The organism is Streptomyces sp. ICC1 (assembly GCF_003287935.1).
Taxonomy (GTDB): domain Bacteria; phylum Actinomycetota; class Actinomycetes; order Streptomycetales; family Streptomycetaceae; genus Streptomyces; species Streptomyces tritrimontium.
Genome location: NZ_CP030287.1, coordinates 487,430 through 507,424, shown reverse-complemented (window position 1 = coordinate 507,424; position 19,995 = coordinate 487,430). Strand labels below are relative to the sequence as shown.

The 19,995-nt window shown below is 73.9% G+C and carries 14 protein-coding genes and 4 pseudogenes; 13 read left to right on the top strand and 5 right to left on the bottom strand.

Annotated elements, in window-relative coordinates; all coding sequences use genetic code 11:
* Positions 1-68 precede the first annotated feature (68 nt).
* The 5 genes from DRB96_RS02410 to sucD all read left to right on the top strand — a co-directional run bounded on the left by DRB96_RS02410 (position 69) and on the right by sucD (position 7,155).
* Complete coding sequence (locus DRB96_RS02410; protein ID WP_112446544.1) at positions 69-1,175, top strand: AAA family ATPase; 1,107 nt, start codon at positions 69-71, stop codon at positions 1,173-1,175.
* Between the two features lie 11 nt (positions 1,176-1,186).
* Positions 1,187-3,499, top strand: a complete 2,313-nt coding sequence (locus DRB96_RS02405; RefSeq protein ID WP_204357978.1) for a DUF5682 family protein — start codon at positions 1,187-1,189, stop codon at positions 3,497-3,499.
* A 77-nt stretch (positions 3,500-3,576) separates the two neighbouring features.
* Positions 3,577-4,743, top strand: coding sequence for a VWA domain-containing protein (locus DRB96_RS02400; protein ID WP_112446543.1), 1,167 nt, complete (start codon positions 3,577-3,579; stop codon positions 4,741-4,743).
* Positions 4,744-5,064: 321 nt separating this feature from the next.
* The gene (gene sucC / locus DRB96_RS02395; RefSeq protein WP_112446542.1) at positions 5,065-6,243 is read left to right on the top strand and encodes an ADP-forming succinate--CoA ligase subunit beta; all 1,179 of its coding nucleotides are present in this window, start codon (positions 5,065-5,067) and stop codon (positions 6,241-6,243) included.
* Between the two features lie 21 nt (positions 6,244-6,264).
* Positions 6,265-7,155 carry a succinate--CoA ligase subunit alpha gene (sucD, locus tag DRB96_RS02390; RefSeq protein WP_112446541.1) on the top strand — a complete coding sequence of 297 codons (891 nt, stop codon included), beginning with the start codon at positions 6,265-6,267 and terminating at the stop codon, positions 7,153-7,155.
* A 101-nt stretch (positions 7,156-7,256) separates the two neighbouring features.
* Here the strand turns inward: sucD and DRB96_RS45805 are convergent.
* Together DRB96_RS45805 and DRB96_RS02380 are read right to left on the bottom strand one after the other, a co-directional pair.
* Positions 7,257-8,057: pseudogene (locus tag DRB96_RS45805) on the bottom strand (DNA-directed RNA polymerase sigma-70 factor); the annotation flags it as partial.
* An 888-nt stretch (positions 8,058-8,945) separates the two neighbouring features.
* A pseudogene (locus DRB96_RS02380) lies at positions 8,946-9,137 on the bottom strand (helix-turn-helix transcriptional regulator); the annotation flags it as partial.
* Positions 9,138-9,256: 119 nt separating this feature from the next.
* Between DRB96_RS02380 and DRB96_RS02375 the strand changes: the two are divergent.
* Positions 9,257-10,987 (top strand): DUF6350 family protein, encoded by a 1,731-nt coding sequence (locus DRB96_RS02375; RefSeq protein WP_162688517.1) that lies wholly within the window; start codon positions 9,257-9,259, stop codon positions 10,985-10,987.
* A 47-nt stretch (positions 10,988-11,034) separates the two neighbouring features.
* Here the strand turns inward: DRB96_RS02375 and DRB96_RS02370 are convergent, their stop codons facing one another.
* A complete protein-coding gene (locus DRB96_RS02370) occupies positions 11,035-11,652 on the bottom strand; it encodes a hypothetical protein (RefSeq protein WP_204357616.1) in 618 nt (205 codons plus the stop codon).
* A gap of 259 nt (positions 11,653-11,911) precedes the next feature.
* On the opposite strand from DRB96_RS02370, the gene purN reads away from it, so the two are divergent.
* Positions 11,912-12,535 carry a phosphoribosylglycinamide formyltransferase gene (gene purN, locus DRB96_RS02365; RefSeq protein ID WP_112446538.1) on the top strand — a complete coding sequence of 208 codons (624 nt, stop codon included), beginning with the start codon at positions 11,912-11,914 and terminating at the stop codon, positions 12,533-12,535.
* A gap of 41 nt (positions 12,536-12,576) precedes the next feature.
* Entirely contained in the window at positions 12,577-14,166 is a 1,590-nt protein-coding gene (purH, locus tag DRB96_RS02360) for a bifunctional phosphoribosylaminoimidazolecarboxamide formyltransferase/IMP cyclohydrolase (RefSeq protein ID WP_112453160.1), read from the top strand.
* A 105-nt stretch (positions 14,167-14,271) separates the two neighbouring features.
* Here the strand turns inward: purH and DRB96_RS02355 are convergent, their stop codons facing one another.
* Entirely contained in the window at positions 14,272-14,898 is a 627-nt protein-coding gene (locus DRB96_RS02355; RefSeq protein WP_112446537.1) for a hypothetical protein, read from the bottom strand.
* A gap of 247 nt (positions 14,899-15,145) precedes the next feature.
* Here DRB96_RS02355 and DRB96_RS02350 point away from each other — a divergent pair, with 247 nt between their 5' ends.
* The 4 genes from DRB96_RS02350 to DRB96_RS02335 all read left to right on the top strand — a co-directional run bounded on the left by DRB96_RS02350 (position 15,146) and on the right by DRB96_RS02335 (position 19,645).
* Positions 15,146-16,009 (top strand): bifunctional methylenetetrahydrofolate dehydrogenase/methenyltetrahydrofolate cyclohydrolase, encoded by an 864-nt coding sequence (locus tag DRB96_RS02350; RefSeq protein WP_112446536.1) that lies wholly within the window; start codon positions 15,146-15,148, stop codon positions 16,007-16,009.
* Entirely contained in the window at positions 15,999-16,460 is a 462-nt protein-coding gene (locus tag DRB96_RS02345; protein ID WP_112446535.1) for a DUF3017 domain-containing protein, read from the top strand. Before DRB96_RS02350 ends, DRB96_RS02345 begins: the two co-directional genes overlap by 11 nt.
* A 314-nt stretch (positions 16,461-16,774) precedes the next feature.
* Positions 16,775-17,764, top strand: coding sequence for a malate dehydrogenase (locus DRB96_RS02340; RefSeq protein ID WP_112446534.1), 990 nt, complete (start codon positions 16,775-16,777; stop codon positions 17,762-17,764).
* Positions 17,765-17,923: 159 nt separating this feature from the next.
* Positions 17,924-19,645, top strand: a complete 1,722-nt coding sequence (locus tag DRB96_RS02335) for a hypothetical protein (RefSeq protein WP_112446533.1) — start codon at positions 17,924-17,926, stop codon at positions 19,643-19,645.
* 41 nt (positions 19,646-19,686) lie between these two features.
* Here the strand turns inward: DRB96_RS02335 and DRB96_RS02330 are convergent.
* A pseudogene (locus tag DRB96_RS02330) lies at positions 19,687-19,788 on the bottom strand (transposase); the annotation flags it as partial.
* Between DRB96_RS02330 and DRB96_RS44200 the strand changes: the two are divergent.
* A pseudogene (locus DRB96_RS44200) lies at positions 19,788-19,985 on the top strand (RNA-guided endonuclease TnpB family protein); the annotation flags it as partial. The pseudogenes DRB96_RS02330 and DRB96_RS44200 sit on opposite strands and share 1 nt — an antisense overlap.
* Positions 19,986-19,995: the final 10 nt, after the last annotated feature.

The following is a 19,995-nucleotide window of genomic DNA, read 5'->3' as shown; positions in this document are numbered from 1 at the left end:
GTTGTCAGTGGTCGGGTGCATCGTGTTCACAGCAGCCGGAAGCGGCTGCGGAGCATTGGAGGGGGACCATGGACACGACCGGGAACGAGACCACCGCAGAGGCACTGCGACCGCACGCCGAAGACGCCTTCGCACACGAACTGAAAGCCCTGGCCGCGGCCGACGACCGGACCCGCCCGGCCCGCTGGAAGCTCTCCCCGTGGGCCGTGGCGACGTACCTGCAGGGGGGCACGCTCGCCGACGGAACCGTCATCACGCCCAAGTACGTGGGACCGCGCCGCATCGTCGAAGTCGCCGTCACCACCCTCGCCACCGACCGCGCGCTGCTGCTCCTCGGAGTCCCCGGCACCGCCAAGACCTGGGTGTCCGAGCATCTCGCGGCCGCGGTCAGCGGCGACTCCACCCTCCTCGTCCAGGGCACCGCCGGAACCCCCGAGGAAGCCATCCGCTACGGCTGGAACTACGCCCGGCTCCTCGCCCACGGCCCCAGCCGCGAAGCCCTCGTACCGAGCCCCGTCATGCGGGCCATGGCCGAGGGCATGACCGCCCGCGTCGAGGAGCTCACCCGCATCCCCGCCGACGTCCAGGACACCCTCATCACCGTCCTGTCCGAGAAGACGCTCCCGATACCGGAGCTCGGCCAGGAGGTGCAGGCCGTGCGCGGCTTCAACCTCATCGCCACCGCCAACGACCGCGACCGCGGCGTCAACGAGCTCTCCAGCGCCCTGCGCCGCCGCTTCAACACCGTCGTCCTGCCGCTGCCCGCCACCGCCGACGCCGAAGTCGACATCGTCGCCCGCCGCGTCGACCAGATGGGCCGCGCCCTCGACCTGCCCGCCGCGCCCGAGGGCCTGGAGGAGATCCGCCGGGTCGTCACCGTCTTCCGGGAGCTGCGCGGCGGTGTCACCGACGACGGCCGCACGAAGGTCAAGTCGCCCAGCGGCACCCTGTCCACCGCCGAGGCCATCTCGGTCGTCACGGGGGGCCTCGCCCTGGCCGCCCACTTCGGGGACGGCGTGCTGCGCTCCTCCGACGTGGCCGCCGGGATCCTCGGGGCCGTCCTGCGCGATCCGGTCGCCGACAAGGTCGTCTGGCAGGAGTACCTGGAAGCGGTGGTCCGCGAGCGCGACGGCTGGAAGGACTTCTACCGCGCCTGCCGGGAGGTGACCGCGTGAGCACGCCGACCGTGAAGGGCCCCCGGGAGGCCGAGGACCCGCCGCGGTCCGCGGTGCGGGGGCCGCTGCTCCTGGGCGTACGGCACCACGGCCCGGGGTCGGCCCGCGCGGTGCGCGCCGCCCTCGAGGCGGGCCGGCCGGCGGCGGTGCTCATCGAGGGGCCGCCCGAGGGGGACGCCCTGCTGCCGCTGGCCGCCGCCCCCGGGATGCGGCCGCCCGTCGCCCTGCTCGCGCACGCCGCGGACGATCCCGGCCGGGCCGCCTTCTGGCCGTTGGCCGGCTTCTCCCCGGAGTGGGCGGCCATCCGGTGGGCGCAGGAGCGGGACGTGCCGGTCCGGTTCATCGACCTCCCCGCCGCGCACTCGCTGGCCGCGCCGGCGGACGGGGAGGGGGACGGCGGCGCGTCCGACCCCGTCCGGCTGGACCCCCTCGCGGTGCTCGCCGAGACCGCCGGGTACGACGACCCCGAGCGCTGGTGGGAAGACGTCGTGGAGCACCGGGGCACGGCCGGTCCCGACGCCGACCCGCTGGGCGTGTTCGAGGCCCTCGGGGAGGCCATGGGCGCCCTGCGAGAGGAGTACGGGGACGGCGGCCACCACCGGGACCTGGTTCGCGAGGCGTACATGCGGCAGCGGATGCGGGCCGCGCGCCGCGAGTTCGGCGAGGCGTACGCCGTCGTCTGCGGGGCCTGGCACGTCCCGGCCCTGCGGGCGAAGACCACCGCCGCCGCGGACAAGGCGCTGCTGACCGGACTGCCCAAGGTCAAGGTGGAGACCACCTGGGTCCCCTGGACCCACCGGCGCCTGGCCCGGGCCGGCGGGTACGGCGCGGGCATCACCTCACCCGGCTGGTACGCGCACCTCTTCACCGCCCCGGACCGGCCCGTGGAGCGGTGGCTGACCAAGGTCGCGGGCCTGCTGCGCGAGGAGGACCGGCAGGTCTCCCCGGCGCACGTCATCGAAGCGGTCCGGCTCGCCGACACCCTGGCCGCGATGCGGGGCCGGCCCGTGGCGGGCCTGACGGAAACCCTCGAAGCGGTCCGGGCGGTGATGTGCGACGGCTCCGACATACCGCTCGCCCTCATCGAGGACCGGCTCGTCGTCGGCGACGTGCTCGGCGAAGTCCCGGACGCGGCGCCCGTCGTACCGCTCCAGCGCGACCTGAACCGCCTGCAGCGCTCGCTGCGCCTCAAGGCCGAAGCGCAGGACCGCGAGCTCGAGCTCGACCTGCGCAAGGACACCGACACGGCCAAGTCCCTGCTGCTGCACCGGCTGCGGCTGCTCGGCATCGGCTGGGGCGTCCCGGTGGCCTCGCGGGGGAGCACGGGCACCTTCCGGGAGACCTGGCGCCTGCGCTGGGAGCCGGAGCTCGCGGTGCGGGTGGCCGAGGCCGGCATCTGGGGGACCACCGTCCTCGGGGCGGCCACCGCCAAGGCCGAGGCCGACGCGGCGGCCGCCGGGGAGCTGGGCGAGATCACCGCCCTGGCCGAGCACTGCCTGCTGGCCGGGCTCTCCGAGGCCCTGCCGGCCGTCCTGCGGGCCCTCGCCGACCGGGCCGCCCTGGACACGGACGTGGCGGGCCTGGCGAAGGCCCTGCCCGCGCTGGCCCGTTCGCTGCGGTACGGGGACGTGCGCGGCACCGACGCGGCGGCGCTGGGGACGGTCGCGGCCGGGCTCGCGGAGCGAATATGCGTGGCGCTGCCGCCCGCCTGCGCGGCCGGGCTGGACGCCGACGCGGCGGCGGAGCTGCGGGGGCAGGTGGACGGGGTGCACGGTGCCATCGGGCTCCTGTGCTCGGAGGAGGAGCCGGGCGGCCTGCGGGAGCGCTGGTCGGCGGTCCTGCGGACGCTGGCCGGACGGGACACCGTCCCCGGGCTGATCCGCGGCCGGGCGGCGCGGCTGCTGCTCGACGACGGGCGGCTGCCGCCCGAGGAGACGGCCCGGCTGATGGGGCTGTCGCTGTCCCCGGCGTCCGCCCCGGCCGACGCGGCGGGCTGGATCGAGGGCTTCGCGGGCGGCGGCTCGGGCGGCGGCACGCTGCTGGTGCACGACGACCGGCTGCTGGGGCTGATCGACACCTGGCTGGTGTCGGTGCCGGAGCGGGCGTTCGTCGACGTACTGCCGCTGCTGCGGCGCACGTTCGGGGCGTACGAGGCGGGCGTGAAGCGGACCCTGGGCGAGCTGGTCCGGCGCGGCCCGGCGGCGGGCCCCGCCGGGGCGGGCGGCGGTTCGGCTCCGGCGGGCTTCGCTCCCGATCTGGACCCGGTCCGCGCGGACGCGGTGGTGGACCTGGTCCGGCTCCTCCTGGCGGCGGCTCCGGCCTGACCGGGGCAGGGCGGGCCGGCGTGGTGGTCGTGACGGGAGAACGAAAGAACGAGAGAACGAGAGAAGGGGACGGGCAGATGGCTGGGACGGGGAGCGCGGCAGTGGTAGGCGAGGAGCGGTTGCGGCGGTGGCGGATGGTGCTCGGCGGGGGCGAGGCGGACGGGACCGGGTACACGCTGACCGGTGCGGACGCCGGGATGGACGCCGCGCTCGGGGCGCTGTACGGGGGCAACGGCGGCGCCGGACGCAAGCGGAAGGGGGAGCGGTCGGCCGGGCTCGGCGGCTCCGCGCCGAACGTGGCGCGCTGGCTCGGGGACATCCGGACGTACTTCCCCACCTCCGTGGTGCAGGTCATGCAGCGGGACGCGATCCAGCGCCTGGGGCTGTCCGCGCTGCTGCTGGAACCGGAGATGCTGGAGGCCGTCGAGCCGGACGTGCACCTCGTCGGCACCCTGCTCTCGCTCAACAAGGCGATGCCCGAGACGACCCGGGAGACGGCCCGCGCGGTGGTCCGCAAGGTGGTCGAGCAGTTGGAGAAGCGACTCGCGGCCAAGACGCGGGCCACCCTCACCGGCGCGCTCGACCGGTCCGCGCGGATCAGCCGGCCCCGGCACGCGGACATCGACTGGGACCGCACCATCCGGGCCAACCTGAAGAACTACCTCCCCGAGTACCGCACCGTCGTCCCCGAGCGGCTGATCGGCTACGGCCGCGCCGCCCGGTCGGTGAAGAAGGAGGTCGTGCTGTGCATCGACCAGTCGGGCTCGATGGCCGCCTCCGTCGTCTACGCCTCCGTCTTCGGGGCGGTGCTCGCCTCGATGCGGTCGATCGCCACCCGGCTGGTCGTCTTCGACACCGCCGTCGTGGACCTGACCGACCAGCTCGACGACCCCGTCGACGTGCTCTTCGGCACCCAGCTCGGCGGCGGCACGGACATCAACCGCGCGCTCGCCTACTGCCAGTCGAAGATCACCCGTCCCGCGGACACCGTCGTGGTCCTCATCAGCGATCTCTATGAGGGCGGCATACGCGACGAGATGCTGAAGCGGGTCGCGGCGATGAAGGCCGCGGGGGTGGAGTTCGTGACCCTCCTCGCCCTGTCCGACGAGGGAGCCCCCGCTTACGACCGCGAACACGCCGCCGCCCTCGCCGCGCTCGGCGCCCCCGCCTTCGCGTGCACCCCCGACCTGTTCCCGGAGGTCATGGCCGCGGCGCTGGAGAAGCGCCCGCTGCCCGTCCCGTGACCGGACCGGCCGCCCCGGCAGCCCGCTCCCGGGCGGCCGCGCGGGGACCCGTACGAGCGCCTGCCCATCGGCAGATCGCACGAAGATGCAGTTCAACCGTGAGGCGATCTGTGACAGGTATCACCGCTCAGGTGTGATCTGCGATTTAGGGACCTACGTCCCACGGGGATAACCTGCGGGACGGACATGCCGCGTCCACGGTCACCGTGTGCGCCTTCCTTGTGACAGCGCCGTCACGTTGCCCTCCGCGGCACGCCCACGCAGATAGCAGACAACCGCGAATCACTGCGAATCTTTAAAAAAGACAAGGGACGGACGCGCGTGGACCTGTTCGAGTACCAGGCGAGGGACCTCTTCGCCAAGCACGGTGTACCGGTGCTGGCCGGTGAAGTCATCGACACGCCTGAGGCAGCCCGCGAGGCCACCGAGCGCATGGGTGGCAAGTCGGTCGTCAAGGCGCAGGTGAAGGTCGGAGGCCGCGGCAAGGCCGGTGGCGTCAAGCTCGCCGCCACCCCGGACGAGGCCGTCGCCCGTGCGACGGACATCCTCGGGATGGACATCAAGGGCCACACGGTCCACAAGGTGATGATCGCCGAGACCGCTCCGGAGATCCTGGAGGAGTACTACGTCTCGTACCTCCTCGACCGCACCAACCGCACCTTCCTGGCCATGGCCTCGGTCGCGGGCGGCATGGACATCGAGCAGGTCGCGGAGGAGACCCCGGAGAAGCTCGCCAAGGTCCCGGTGAACGCCAACGAGGGCGTGACCATCGAGAAGGCCCGCGAGATCGTCGCGCTGGCGCAGTTCCCGGCCGAGGTCGCCGAGAAGGTCGCCGAGGTCCTCGTGACCCTGTGGGCGACCTTCATCGCCGAGGACGCGCTCCTCGTCGAGGTCAACCCGCTCGCGAAGGTCGCCAACGGCGACGTCATCGCGCTCGACGGCAAGGTCTCGCTCGACGAGAACGCCGAGTTCCGCCAGCCGGGCCACGAGGCGTTCGTGGACCACGCGGCCGCGAACCCGCTCGAGGCCGCCGCCAAGGCGAAGAACCTCAACTACGTGAAGCTCGACGGCGAGGTCGGCATCATCGGCAACGGCGCGGGTCTCGTCATGAGCACCCTCGACGTCGTCGCGTACGCCGGCGAGAACCACGGCGGCGTCAAGCCCGCCAACTTCCTGGACATCGGCGGTGGCGCCTCCGCCGCCGTCATGGCCAACGGTCTCGAGATCATCCTCGGCGACCCGGACGTCAAGTCCGTCTTCGTCAACGTCTTCGGCGGCATCACCGCGTGCGACGAGGTCGCCAACGGCATCGTCCAGGCGCTGCAGCTGCTCGAGGACAAGGGCGAGGCGGTCACCAAGCCGCTCGTCGTCCGCCTCGACGGCAACAACGCCGAGCTGGGTCGCAAGATCCTCTCGGACGCCAACCACCCGCTGGTCCAGCGCGTGGACACCATGGACGGCGCGGCCGACAAGGCCGCCGAGCTCGCGGCTGCGAAGTAAGGGCAGAGGTCACAGACTCACATGGCTATCTTCCTCAACAAGGACAGCAAGGTCATCGTCCAGGGCATGACCGGTGCCACGGGCATGAAGCACACCAAGCTGATGCTGGCTGACGGCACCAACATCGTCGGCGGCGTGAACCCGCGCAAGGCCGGCACCAGCGTCGACTTCGACGGCACCGAGGTCCCGGTCTTCGGCTCCGTCGCCGAGGCGATCGAGAAGACGGGCGCCAACGTCTCCGTCCTCTTCGTCCCGCCGGCGTTCGCCAAGTCCGCGGTCGTCGAGGCCATCGACGCCGAGATCCCGCTGGCCGTCGTCATCACCGAGGGCATCGCGGTGCACGACTCCGCCGCCTTCTGGTCGTACGCGACCTCCAAGGGCAACAAGACGCGGATCATCGGCCCGAACTGCCCGGGTCTGATCACCCCCGGCCAGTCCAACGCCGGCATCATCCCGGGCGACATCACCAAGCCCGGCCGCATCGGTCTCGTGTCCAAGTCGGGCACGCTGACCTACCAGATGATGTACGAGCTCCGTGACATCGGCTTCTCCTCCGCCGTCGGCATCGGTGGCGACCCGGTCATCGGCACCACGCACATCGACGCCCTCGAGGCGTTCGAGGCGGACCCCGACACCGACCTGATCGTCATGATCGGCGAGATCGGCGGCGACGCCGAGGAGCGTGCGGCGGACTACATCGCCAAGCACGTCACCAAGCCGGTCGTCGGCTACGTCGCGGGCTTCACCGCCCCCGAGGGCAAGACCATGGGCCACGCAGGCGCCATCGTCTCCGGTTCTTCCGGCACCGCACAGGCCAAGAAGGAAGCCCTCGAGGCCGCGGGCGTGAAGGTCGGCAAGACGCCGACCGAGACGGCGAAGCTGGCGCGCGAGATCCTCAGCGCCGCGCAGTAGTCGCCTCGTGCGCCACGGCGTACGGCGTACGGCGTACGCGAGAACGGGCGTGGCCCGCACCCTGCGAAGGGGTGCGGGCCACGCCCGTTCTCAGTGCCCGCTCACTCCGGCTTGGGCGAGACCCGGGCGGGTCCGGCCGCGGGGTCGGAGGCGAGCTTGTCGTGCAGCTGCCGGCCCTCGTCGCTGAGCTGCTGCGGTCCGCTGTGCGGGGGTACGCCCGACACGTTCGCGCCGGGCGCGCGCGGGGGCTCGTACTCGGTCGGCGCGGTCACCGCCGTATAGGCCGTGGCGGCGGCGATGACCGCCGTCACCCCCATGACCGCCCGGGTCCACAGCCGGTTGCGGTTCTCCCCGGCCGCCCGTACGACGGCTGCCGCGCGCGGCTCCAGCCGTCCGGGCGGTTGCAGGCCGCCCAGCCGCTCGCGCAGCAGCGCGGACTGCTTCTCGGGCGCGACGTCGGCCAGCTCGGGGATCCGGTCGGCGAGGTCGGCGTGCGCGTTGACCAGCCGGCCGCCGGCGGTGGGCGTCGAGGCCTCGGTCTCGGCGGCGGTGTCGGGGAGGTCCAGGCCGACGCCATCGTAGAGGAGCACCGTGCGGCGGTGGGCCGGAGGCAGCGTGAGCATCGCGTCCAGGAGGACGCGATCGGCGGGGTCGGCCGGGGGCTTGTCGGCGTGCCGGTGGGCGCGTCTGAACCGGTGCCAGGGGGAGAGCGCGTACTCGTACGCCGCCGCGCGCACCCAGCCGACCGGATCCGGGTCGGTGGCGACCTCGGGCCAGCGCTCCCAGGCCTGCTGGAAGGCGTGCTCGACGGCCTCCTCGGCGAGGGCGCGGCGGCCCGTGAGGAGGTAGGCCTGGCGGGCCAGCGCGGGGGCGGTGCGGGCGTAGAGGGCGTCGAAGGCCTCGACCGCGCCGTCCTGCGGGGCGGTACGGGCGTCCGCGCCCGGCGCGGTGCCGTCCGGCCCGGCCCCGGCCTCCGGCCCCTCGCCGGCGGCGGTGGTGACGGCGGCGATGCCGGTGCTTCCGGCGGGCCCCGCACCGGGATCGGTCTCCGCGGCGGGGCCCTCGGCCGTGCCCGTGCCGGGGTCCGGCCCCGCGCCCGTGCCGGTGTCCGGGCCCGTCCCGGTGTCCGGGCCCGTGCCCGTGCCGGTGTCCGGGCCCGTCCCGGTGTCCGGGCCCGCGCCGGTGTCCGGGCCCGGGGCCGCGTCCGCGCCCGTGCCCGCCGCGCCGGTGTCCGGACCCGCGTCCGTGCCCGGGGGCATCGAACCGCCGGGGCGGAGGGCGGTGAGGCCGCCACCGCTGCCCGCGGCGGCCATGACCGTGGCCTTGGCCTCGTGGCGGAGGACCCCGACGGGGGGCTTCGCGGCGCGCTTGGCGGCGGGCTTGGGCCGGGTCTGCGCCCCGACGGGCCGCGCGAGACCGCGCAGGCGCAGCCCGAACCGGCCCTCGTTCGCGCCGGCCGCCTCGACCTCATCGGCGTCGGGTTCGGCATCCGTGTCCGCGTCGGCCGGCTCCAGGGCGGTGTCCGTGCCGGACGGGGCGCTCCGCTCTGACGTCACGTCTGGGACCCGGCCGGGCGCGCCGGTTGCGGCCCCGGCCCCGCCGACCGACGCGCCTTCGGCCGATCCGGCCGATCCGTCAGATCCGGCCGATCCGGCCGCCCCGTCCCGTCCGGGCCGGGTGCCGGTGGCTGACACCGCGTCTGCCACCGCCCCGTCCGGGCCGGTTGCCGCTTCGGCTTCCCCGTCCGCCGGGTCCGCGCCCCCTTCCGGGCCGGCGGCAGCCGAGAGGCGGGCCAGCAGCTTCGCGTAGGCCTCGCGCTTGCGGCCCCGGGGGTCGGTGCGGCCCGTCTCCCAGGAGCGCACCGTGGTCGGTGTGACGCCCACCGCCGCCGCGACCTCGTCGTGGGTCAGCTCGGCCGCTTCGCGCAGGCGCCGGCGTTCCTTCGGGGTGGGGAGGCCCAGCTCCGTGACGCTTTGTGTCATGCCACACTCCCCGCGACCCGGACGCCCTGAGCGAAAAAGTACATAAACGTATATTGAGCGACACCACGGTCATTCGCCTGTTACCCGCCCATAGCGCGTGTCGTTGGCACCATGGCGGGGTGACCCAAGTGACCGAACGCGGGACCCCGTTGCCAACGGCCCCAAGGGCCCCCGCCCGGCGCCGCTCGCCGGCGGCCGCCGCCTGCGTCGCGGGAGGAGCCGTCGCGGCAGGACTGGGGCTCGGCTTCCTCGCCGTGCTCGTCATCGTGCTGTGGATCAGCTCCCCCTACCCGGACAGCGGCCCCGGCGGCGCCCTGCACCTCGCCGCGGGCCTCTGGCTGCTCGCCCACGGCACCGAGCTGGTCCGCTACGAGACCCTCTCCGGGGTGCCCGCACCCGTCGGCGTGATCCCGCTGCTGCTCATCGCCCTGCCCGCGCTGCTCATCCGGCGCGCCGCCCGGCTCGGCAGCACCATCGAGGAGGATCCGCGCGCCGCGGAGCCGCTGCCGGCCGGCGTCGTGTTCTCCGCCGTGCTCTGCGGCTACCTCGGCGTCGGCGCGCTGGCCACCGTGTACGCGGCCTCCGGGCCGATGCCCGCCGACCCGCTCAGCGCGGCCTGGCACCTGCCGCTGGTCGCCGCCCTCGCCGCCGCGGGCGGGGTCTGGGAGGCCCGGGGCCGCCCGCTGGGGCAGTTGCCCGGCCGGCTCACCCGCCCCCGCTACGCGCTCGCGCTGCGCGCCGGCGCCGCCGGGGTGCTGGTCCTCCTCGGCGGCGGGGCCCTGGTCGTCAGCGCCTCCCTGGCCTGGCACGGGGCGGAGGTGCAGGGCTCCTTCGTGGCGCTGACCGGCGGCTGGTCGGGCCGCTTCGCGGTGCTGCTGCTCGCCCTCACGCTGGTTCCGAACGCGGTCGTCTGGGGCGCCGCCTACACCCTCGGTCCCGGCTTCGCGCTGGGCACCGGGGCCACCGCGACCCCGCTCGGCTTCGGCGGCTCGCCCGCGCTGCCGCGTTTCCCGCTGCTCGCGGCCCTGCCCCCGGACGGCCCCGGCACGCCGCTGACCTGGGCCGTCGCCGTGGTTCCGGTGGCGGCCGGGCTGACGGTGGGCTGGTTCACGGTGCGCCGGGCGCGCGAGGTCTCGTACGGGGAGACCGCGCTCACGGCGGCCCTGGGGTCGGTGGTGTGCGCCCTGGCCGCGGCCGGGCTCGCCGCGGCCTCGGCGGGGCCGCTGGGCTCCCGGGAACTGGCCGCCTTCGGCCCCGTGTGGTGGCAGGCGGGCGGAGCCGCCCTGGCCTGGACGCTCGCGCTCGCGGTCCCGCTGGCGGTGGCCCTGCACGGGTGGCGCAACCGCCCCGCGCGGGCCCTGGCCCGGGCGGCCGGCGCCGGGGGCGAGGACCGCTGGCACGACAGCGGCGTACGGGAGGTCCGCTGGGCGGCCCTGCGCCGGGCGGCCGGGACCCTGATCCCGGACTTCTCCTCCACGCCGGCCCAGCCCCCGGAGCAGGCCCCGCCCGCGGTTCCGAAGGGTTCCCCCTGGCCTCTGACGGCCCCGCCGGGTCCGATGCCGGGGCCCGTGCCGGGTCCGCCGGCGGGTCCGGTCCCGGAGCCGGCGGCGCCCGCGTCCGCGCCGCCGAAGCGGCCCGTGCTGGTGATGCCCGGCCTCAAGCTGGACCTGACCCCGATCCCGCTCCCCGCGCTGCCCGCCGAGCCGCCCTCACCGCCGCCGCCGGCCGGGGCGCCCGTAGCGGCACCCTCGGCCCCGCTGGTCCCGCCCGTGGCCGGCGCCCGCGTACTGGCCCGCCGCAAACCCGCGCCGGAGCCCGCCCCTGTCGAGGAAGACCCGCAGCCGGTCTAGGCCGTCTCTTTCGGATCTTGCCGGGCGACAAGACCGAAAGAGCCGGTCTAGCGCTGGACCTGGAGCATCTTGCCGATGAAGTTGTCCGGCAGCATGTCGTTGCACTGCAGCTCCGCCGACTTCGTCAAGGCGTCCTGCGTGCAGACGTAGAAGTCCTTGTACGCGATCTGCACCGCGTACGAGGACACCGCGAGCAGCACCGCCAGCGTCGCCGTGACCAGCCCGCTCACCGCCGCCGTCCGCTGGGGCCGGGCGGCGGCCCCCAGGGCCGCCAGTCCGCCCTGGGCGGCGGCGGGGGCGGCCGCCGGGCCGTCAGCGCCCTCGCGCCCGGCCCCGGCGGACGGCTCCGCCGGAGCCCCGCGCAGCGCGCTGATCCCCCAGTACAGGGCGAGCGCGCCCAGCAGCAGTCCCACCGACGGGATGCCGAAGACCCCGAAGAAGAAGCCCCACATGCCGGCGAGCAGCGCGTACCGGGCCCGCCGCTGGATCGGGTCCTTCGGATCCCAGCGCGCCGGCCCGGACCCGGGGTCCTCGGTCGGCCCCTGGCCGGGGCCGCCGCCGTCACCGCTCGAGCGCGGCTCCCAGTGCTGGTCGGGCCGGCCTTCCGGGGGCGCCGCGAAGGGGTTGTCGTCGGTGGAGGGGTCGGGCTGGCGGCGATCCGGCATCGGGTGTGTTTCATCCCCTGTGTCGTGGACGTCACTGGGACGTCGGAGGCCTGTTTGCGGCATGTATGCCAGACGCTACCGCCCGCCCGCGCCCCCGTCCCTCGGGGGCCGTCCGGTGTGCCGGTATCGTTGCAGGCGTTCGGTGGCTTCGTATGGTCCCCCGTATTTCGGCGACCCGAAGTTTCATGCGATCACACAAGACGAACGACGCGCCCCCAGTTCACGCCGGGAGGCGCCCCCGCTCGAGAAAGGGCCTCCCATGGCCGCCTCCCGCCTGGTCGTGCTGGTCTCCGGTTCCGGCACCAACCTCCAGGCCCTGCTCGACGCCATCGACGCCCACCCCGGCGGAGCCGAGGGCTTCGGCGCCGAAGTCGTCGCCGTGGGGGCCGACCGCGAGGACATCGCGGGCCTGGAGCGCGCGGAGAAGGCCGGGATCCCCACCTTCGTGTGCCCGGTCAAGGCCTACCCGAGCCGAGCGGACTGGGACGAGGCCCTGACCGGGGCCACCGCCGCCCACGCGCCGGACCTCGTGATCTCGGCGGGGTTCATGAAGATCGTGGGGCCGGAGTTCATCGGCCGTTTCGGCGGCCGGTTCGTCAACACCCACCCCGCCCTCCTCCCGGCCTTCCCGGGCGCCCACGGCGTCCGGGACGCACTCGCCTACGGCGCGAAGGTCACCGGCTGCACCGTCCACTTCGTGGACGCGGGCGTGGACACCGGTCCGATCATCGCCCAGGGTGTCGTCGAGGTCAGGGACGAAGAGGACGAAGCCGCTCTGCACGAGCGGATCAAGGAAGTCGAGCGCGAGCTGCTCGTCGACGTCGTGGGGCGCCTGGCCCGGCACGGCTACCGCATCGAGGGACGAAAGGTAACAATCCAGTGACCGCCGCAGAGGCCGCAGGGACCGCAGGGACCGCAGAGATCGTGACCGTAGAGAGCGACGACCTCACCGCGTCGAAGCGCCCGATCCGGCGCGCGCTCATCAGCGTCTACGACAAGACGGGACTGGAAGAGCTGGCCCGCGGTCTGCACGAGGCGGGTGTCGCGCTCGTCTCGACCGGCTCCACCGCCTCGAAGATCGCCGCCGCCGGGGTGCCCGTCACCAAGGTCGAGGAGCTGACCGGCTTCCCCGAGTGCCTGGACGGCCGGGTCAAGACCCTGCACCCGCGCGTGCACGCCGGCATCCTCGCCGACCTGCGCCTGGAGGACCACCGCAACCAGCTCGCCGAGCTGGGCGTCGAGCCCTTCGACCTCGTGGTCGTCAACCTCTACCCCTTCCTCGAGACCGTCCAGTCGGGCGCGACCCCGGACGAGTGCGTGGAGCAGATCGACATCGGCGGCCCCTCGATGGTCCGCGCCGCCGCCAAGAACCACCCCTCGGTGGCGGTCGTCACCAGCCCGGCGCGCTACGGCGCCGTCCTCGCGGCCGCCGGCGCCGGCGGTTTCGACCTGACCGCCCGCAAGCGACTCGCCGCCGAGGCCTTCCAGCACACCGCCGCGTACGACGTCGCCGTGGCCTCCTGGTTCACGAACGCGTACGCCCCGGAAGCCCCCGAGGACACGGCCGTGCTGCCCGAGTTCCTGGCCGGCGCCTGGGAGCGCAAGTCGACCCTGCGCTACGGCGAGAACCCGCACCAGGCCGCCGCGCTGTACACGGACGGACAGCCGGGCGGGCTCGCCAACGCCGAGCAGCTGCACGGCAAGGAGATGTCCTACAACAACTACGTGGACACCGACGCGGCCCGCCGCGCCGCCTACGACCACGAAGAGCCCTGCGTCGCGATCATCAAGCACGCCAACCCGTGCGGCATCGCGGTCGGCAAGGACGTCGCCGAGGCCCACCGCAAGGCGCACGCCTGCGACACGGCCTCCGCCTTCGGCGGCGTCATCGCCGTCAACCGCCCGGTGAGCGTCGAGCTCGCCGAGCAGGTCGCCGAGATCTTCACCGAGGTCATCGTCGCCCCCGGCTTCGAGCCGGGCGCCGTCGAGGTCCTGGCCAAGAAGAAGAACATCCGCGTCCTGAAGGTGGAGGGCCACCCGCACCAGCCGGGCGACCTCAAGCCCATCTCCGGCGGCGTGCTGCTCCAGCAGTCCGATGCCTTCCAGGCCGAGGGCGACGACCCGGCGAACTGGACCCTGGCCACCGGCGAGGCCCTGTCCGCCGACGAGCTCGCCGACCTAGCCTTCGCGTGGAAGGCCTGCCGCGCCGTCAAGTCCAACGCGATCCTGCTCGCCAAGGACGGCGCCTCGGTCGGCGTCGGCATGGGCCAGGTCAACCGCGTCGACTCCGCGAAGCTGGCCGTCGAGCGGGCGGGCGCCGAGCGCGCGCAGGGCTCGTACGCCGCGTCCGACGCCTTCTTCCCCTTCGCGGACGGGCTGGAGATCCTGACGGCCGCCGGCATCAAGGCCGTGGTCCAGCCGGGCGGTTCGATGCGCGACGAGCTGGTCATCGAGGCCGCGAAGGCGGCGGGCGTGACGATGTACCTCACCGGGACCCGGCACTTCTTCCACTGAGTCCCCGCAGTACCGCAGACGGCGAAGGCCGCGTCCCGCAGCAGGTGCGGTACGCGGCCTTCGCCGTGCGCGGTGCCGGTACGAGCGCTCGTACCGGCGGTGGTGCTAGTACAGCGGGCGCTTGAAGTAGACGCCCGCGGCCGAGTTGGCCAGGCCGATGAGGATCCACAGGCCCAGGCCGAGCGACACCAGGGCCGGGATCACGGAGACCGCGGAGCCGGCGGCAGCGTGTGAGTCGCTGAGCGCGACGAGGTTGACGATCACGCTCAGCACGGCGAAGAGGGTCTGGAGCGATCCGAAGATGATGCCGGAGACCCGGACTCCGCCGCGGCCCTTGGCCAGCTTGGCGGCGGTCAGGATCGGCCACAGCGAGAAGGCGAGGAGGCCGACGCCGATGATGACGAAGACGACGCTCACGGCGGCGGCCGCGTCGCTCGACGAGGAGCTGGAGCCCGTGAACTCGGAGGCGAACACCGCACCGAGGACGATGACGACCGCGCCGCCGAGGGCCTGGAGGATGCCGAGTATGTAGAGGATGACCCGCGCGCCCTTCACCCCGCCCGGCATCGGCATCGGAGCGCCCGGGTAGCCGGGGACGCCCGGGTAGCCCTGGGGCGCCTGCTGCGGATAGGCGTAGCCGCCCTGGGGCGCCTGCTGCGGGTAGCCGTAGCCGGGCTGTCCGCCCTGGGGCTGCTGCTGGGCGTACGGGTTGTTCGGGTCGCCGAAGCTCATCTGGGGTGTTCCTCCGTGGAAGTGCGGGGACGCACGGCACGCCCGGAGGGATCGCTGCAAGTAGTGCGGCCCGCCCCCCGGCACTGCCCGCGGCACTCTGTTCCTCGCATCGTCGTCCGGCCGGGGCCGACTTGTCCAGCCGCTACGTGGCCGGGCGGTCACTTGTTGTGCAAGTGCAACGAAGTCGAACCGGCCGTGCGGTGGATGCGACTGGAACCGCGACCGCTCCATCCGGGAGGATGGGCCCATGACCGCCCAGATTCTCGACGGCAAGGCCACCGCAGCCGCGATCAAGTCCGCACTGACCGCCCGCGTGGCGGCGCTCAAGGCCCGGGGCATCACCCCGGGGCTCGGCACCCTGCTGGTCGGCGACGACCCGGGCAGCCGCTGGTACGTCAACGGCAAGCACAAGGACTGCGCCGAGGTGGGCATCGCCTCCCTCCAGCGCGAACTGCCCGCGACGGCCTCCCAGGAGGACATCGAGGAGGTCGTGCGCGAGCTCAACGCCAACCCGGAGTGCACCGGTTACATCGTCCAACTCCCGCTCCCCAAGGGCATCGACACCAACCGCGTCCTGGAGCTGATGGACCCGGCCAAGGACGCCGACGGCCTGCACCCGATGTCACTCGGCAGGCTGGTCCTGAACGAGCCGGGCCCGCTGCCCTGCACCCCGTACGGGATCGTCGAGCTGCTGCGCCACCACGGCGTGGAGATCAACGGCGCGCACGTCGTGGTCCTCGGCCGGGGCATCACCGTCGGCCGGTCCATCGGCCTGCTGCTGACCCGCAAGTCGGAGAACGCGACCGTGACCCTGTGCCACACCGGCACGCGCGACCTCTCCGGGCTGCTGCGCCAGGCGGACATCGTCGTCGCGGCGGCCGGCGTCCCGCACCTGGTCAAGCCGGAGGACGTGAAGCCGGGCGCGGCCGTGCTCGACGTCGGCGTCAGCCGCGACGAGAACGGCAAGATCGTCGGGGACGTGCACCCCGGTGTGGCCGAAGTGGCCGGCTGGATCTCCCCGAACCCGGGCGGCGTCGGCCCGATGACGCGGGCCCAGCTGCTCGTCAACGTCGTCGAGGCGGCCGAGCGGATCGACCCCAGTGCGGGCTGAGCGGGGCGACTCCGCCGGTTCCGCGGGGCCCGGAGGCGCCGGCGGGGACGCGGACGCCGCCGGGGGCAGGTCCCGCCGCTTCCCCTCCATCACCCGGGACACCGCCCGGCCCGAGGGCGGCGGCCGCACCGCGCCCGGCGACGCCCCCGCGCCGGCCCGCCAGTGGCCGATGCTGGCCGTCCTCGCCGCGACGGCGGCCGGCCTGCTCTCCACCGCCGCGGGCCACCCGCGCGCCGGCTGCCTGATGATCGGCATCGCCTTGATCGCGGCGGCGGTCCTGCGCCGCGTGCTGCCCTCCGTGGGCATGCTCGCGGTGCGCTCCCGATTCACGGACATGGTCACGTACGGCCTGCTGGGCGTGGCCATCACGCTGCTCGCGCTGGTCATGGAGCCGAAGCCGTGGCTGGACATCCCGTTCCTGGAGAGCGCGGTCCGCTTCACGGTCCGCTGAGCGGTGCGGCGGGCGGCACGCGGCGGCTGGTGTGCCGCCCGCCGCGGTCCCCGGCGTCAAGTCCGGGTACGCGGGGGGCCGCCGGACGGGGGAGTTCTCCCGGGCGCCGCGGGCCGCGCGGGCGCTGGTGGGGGCCGCCCGGGAGCCGCTCCGTGTGCCGTGCACCACAGGGGGCGGGGGATTGGGGTGCTCCAAGGTCGGATAGCCTGACGGCGGATGTCTCTTCACGTCAAGATTCACTGGGCCGGGGAGCGGCGTCCTCCCAGCACATGGGGCAGGGACGCCCCACCGCCAGCTGTCTAACGGAGAAGGCCATGACCCGCACTCCCGTGAATGTCACCGTCACCGGCGCCGCCGGCCAGATCGGCTACGCGCTGCTCTTCCGCATCGCCTCCGGCCACCTGCTCGGCGCGGACGTGCCGGTCAAGCTCCGTCTTCTGGAGATCCCTCAGGGCATGAAGGCCGCCGAGGGCACCGCCATGGAGCTCGACGACTGCGCCTTCCCGCTGCTCGCCGGCATCGACATCTTCGACGACCCGAACAAGGGCTTCGAGGGTGCCAACGTCGCGCTGCTGGTCGGCGCCCGCCCGCGCACCAAGGGCATGGAGCGCGGTGACCTGCTCTCCGCCAACGGCGGCATCTTCAAGCCGCAGGGCGCCGCGATCAACGCGAACGCCGCGGACGACATCAAGGTCCTGGTCGTGGGCAACCCGGCCAACACCAACGCGCTCATCGCGCAGGCCGCCGCCCCGGACGTACCGGCCGAGCGCTTCACCGCGATGACCCGCCTGGACCACAACCGCGCGATCTCGCAGCTGGCCGCCAAGACCGGCGCCGCCGTCTCCGACATCAAGCGCCTGACCATCTGGGGCAACCACTCGGCGACCCAGTACCCGGACATCTTCCACGCGGAGATCGCCGGCAAGAACGCCGCCGAGCTGGTCAACGACCAGGCCTGGCTGGCCGACGACTTCATCCCGACCGTCGCCAAGCGCGGCGCGGCGATCATCGAGGCCCGCGGCGCGTCCTCGGCCGCCTCGGCCGCCAACGCCGCCATCGACCACGTGCACACGTGGGTCAACGGCACCGCGGCGGGCGACTGGACCTCGATGGGCATCCCGTCGGACGGCTCCTACGGCGTCCCGGAGGGCATCATCTCCTCCTTCCCCGTCACCACCAAGGACGGCCGCTACGAGATCGTCCAGGGCCTGGACATCAACGAGTTCTCCCGTGCGCGCATCGACGCGTCCGTGGCGGAGCTCGTCGAGGAGCGCGACGCGGTGCGCGAGCTCGGCCTGATCTGAGCGGCTCCGCACGGACCGGGCGCCTGACTCCCGGCCCGCAGAGCCCGTAGGACCCGTACGAAGCAGTGCGAACATCGAAGCGCCCCGGCCAAACCAGGCCGGGGCGCTTTGGCGTGATTCTTGCTGTCGCTCCAAGTAGGGGACTCCTAGGGTCGGTCGGTGACCGAGATCCCGATTCCCGACCAGCCCGCCGGCGGCGGCTGGGGTCCTGCGTCGACCTCACCGGGCCGGGCGGGCCGCTCGCCGGTGCACCCCTCCCTCAGCGAGGCCGGCCGCTTCCTGTGCGCGGGCACCTACCTCGACGCCGGATACCGCGACCGGGTCATCGACGAGCTGTACGTCCACGAGGAGCGGATCGTCGCCCCCTCCTACGGCTACGACGCCTCGCGCGTGCTCGCCCACGCGCTCCGCGCCCGCCGCGCCGAGCTCGGCTGGGCGGCCGGCGTCCTCGGCGCCTGGTTCGTCGGCTCCCTGCTCACCGGCGGAGCCCTCGCCGTGCTCGTCGTCCCCTTCCTGCTGCTGAGCCTGGCCGACTGGCTGCGCGCCCGGAACGTCCCGGTGCTGCGCGTGCTGTCCGTGGTCCTGCGGATCTACGTGTGGTGGGTGCTGGCCACCGTCCTGGCGGTGCTCGGCTTCGGCGGGTTCGCGCTGCCGGGCCTCCTGGACGACCTCGGCGGATCGGCGCTCACGCCGTTCTCCCCGGGCGGCGGGGGCGTCACCGGCGCCGCCGCCCTCTGGTGGCTGCCGGTGGTCTTCGCCGCGGTGGTGACCGTCGTGGGGTTCCAGCGCGGACACGTCTTGCGGACCATCGCCACCGACCTCGCCGAGGGCCGCTACGCCGACCACGCGGGCGATCCGGCCGAGTCCTTCGACGGCGCCCGCTTCCAGCGCATCCGCCAGCGCATCCGGGCCGAGCAGCACGCACCGATGATCATGTACGACGTCAACGACCCGTTCTGCGGCGCGGGTGATCCCTACCGGCCCTGGCAGCTGTCCGTCGAACTGCGCCCGCGCGAGGACCTCGGCCCCGACCGCAAGCCGGCCCCGGTCACCAACGCCCACATCGTGGGGCGGATCGTGCCGCTGCTGGAGCGCCTGCGGGTGCCCTCGCCGCACGGCTCCCCGGAGGCCGAGGCCGCCGTCGGGGACCGGATGCGCGAACTGGTCGTCGACGAGTGCGTGTTCCTGCCCGCGGGCGGCCTGCCGCACCGGGACACCGCCCAGGTCGTCCACGGGCAGTACGCCGGCCAGCGGGCCGCCGCCATCGAGGAGGGCGGCGAGCGCCGCCGGCACTTCCTGCGCGTCAGGGTCGGCGGCTGGGACGAGAACCTCGTCGTCACCGTCTTCGTACGCGTCCACACGCAGGGCGGGATGCTGATGCTGGAGGTGGCTCCGCACGTGCTGCTGCCCGTCCGGACCGCCTTCCGCAACGCGGATGCCGACGCCCAGCGGCACCGGAACAACAGCGGCTTCGGCAAGGCCGTGTGGGCCCTGCGCAAGACCCCCGGCTCGCTGGCGGCCTCCGTCACCACCCTGGGCCGGAGCGTGGCGAGCTGGTGGCGGATCGCCACCGCCGGCCACGGCGGCGCCCGGCCCGAAGGGCCCCGCGTCTCGGTGCGGGACCTGGCCTCCCGGGACGACGGCTCGCTGTTCCACCTCATGGACCTCGACCGCTTCCTGAAGACCATTCAGGACCGGGTCGTCGGGGGAGTGACCGTCGCGCTGCACGAAGCGGGCTGGCACACCGAGGAGTTCGCGCGCCGCGCCGTCAACGTGGCCGAGGGCGGCGTGTTCATCCAGTCGGTGCACGGCAGCGACTTCAGCGTCGGCGGCAGCAACAACACCAACAGCAAGGGCGGGGGGACCAGCGGTGGCAACTGAGGGAAGCGGTACGGGTACGGGCGGATCGCAGCCTTCCGTGCGGATCGTAGCCGCCGGGAGCTGACGCCCTTGAGGGGGTTGGCCAGCTTGGAGAGCTGGACCTTCGGCTGGTAGCGCACGAGCAGGTGCACGTGGTCCTGTTCGCGACATCGACTTTTTGGCCGTCCTTCCCGCGCAGGCCGCGCAGGCGGTACTCAAGGCGTACTTCCAGGCGTGGAAGAACTGCTGGGACGGCCGGGCGGGCGCCCCGGACTTCAAGGGCCGGTTCCGCACCGTGATGTCCGTGGACATCCCGCAGGGCCGGGACCTGAACGTTGTCCGCGTTCACCGCCGCTGGGGCGGCGCACCAC

Coding starts and splice junctions, on each gene's coding strand:
- DRB96_RS02400 (WP_112446543.1), top strand. CDS start 3,577: ATGGCTGGGACGGGGAGCGCGGCAGTGGTAGGCGAGGAGCGGTTGCGG.
- sucD (WP_112446541.1), top strand. CDS start 6,265: ATGGCTATCTTCCTCAACAAGGACAGCAAGGTCATCGTCCAGGGCATG.
- DRB96_RS02410 (WP_112446544.1), top strand. CDS start 69: ATGGACACGACCGGGAACGAGACCACCGCAGAGGCACTGCGACCGCAC.
- purN (WP_112446538.1), top strand. CDS start 11,912: ATGGCCGCCTCCCGCCTGGTCGTGCTGGTCTCCGGTTCCGGCACCAAC.
- DRB96_RS02350 (WP_112446536.1), top strand. CDS start 15,146: ATGACCGCCCAGATTCTCGACGGCAAGGCCACCGCAGCCGCGATCAAG.
- DRB96_RS02355 (WP_112446537.1), bottom strand. CDS start 14,898: ATGAGCTTCGGCGACCCGAACAACCCGTACGCCCAGCAGCAGCCCCAG.
- DRB96_RS02340 (WP_112446534.1), top strand. CDS start 16,775: ATGACCCGCACTCCCGTGAATGTCACCGTCACCGGCGCCGCCGGCCAG.
- DRB96_RS02370 (WP_204357616.1), bottom strand. CDS start 11,652: ATGCCGGATCGCCGCCAGCCCGACCCCTCCACCGACGACAACCCCTTC.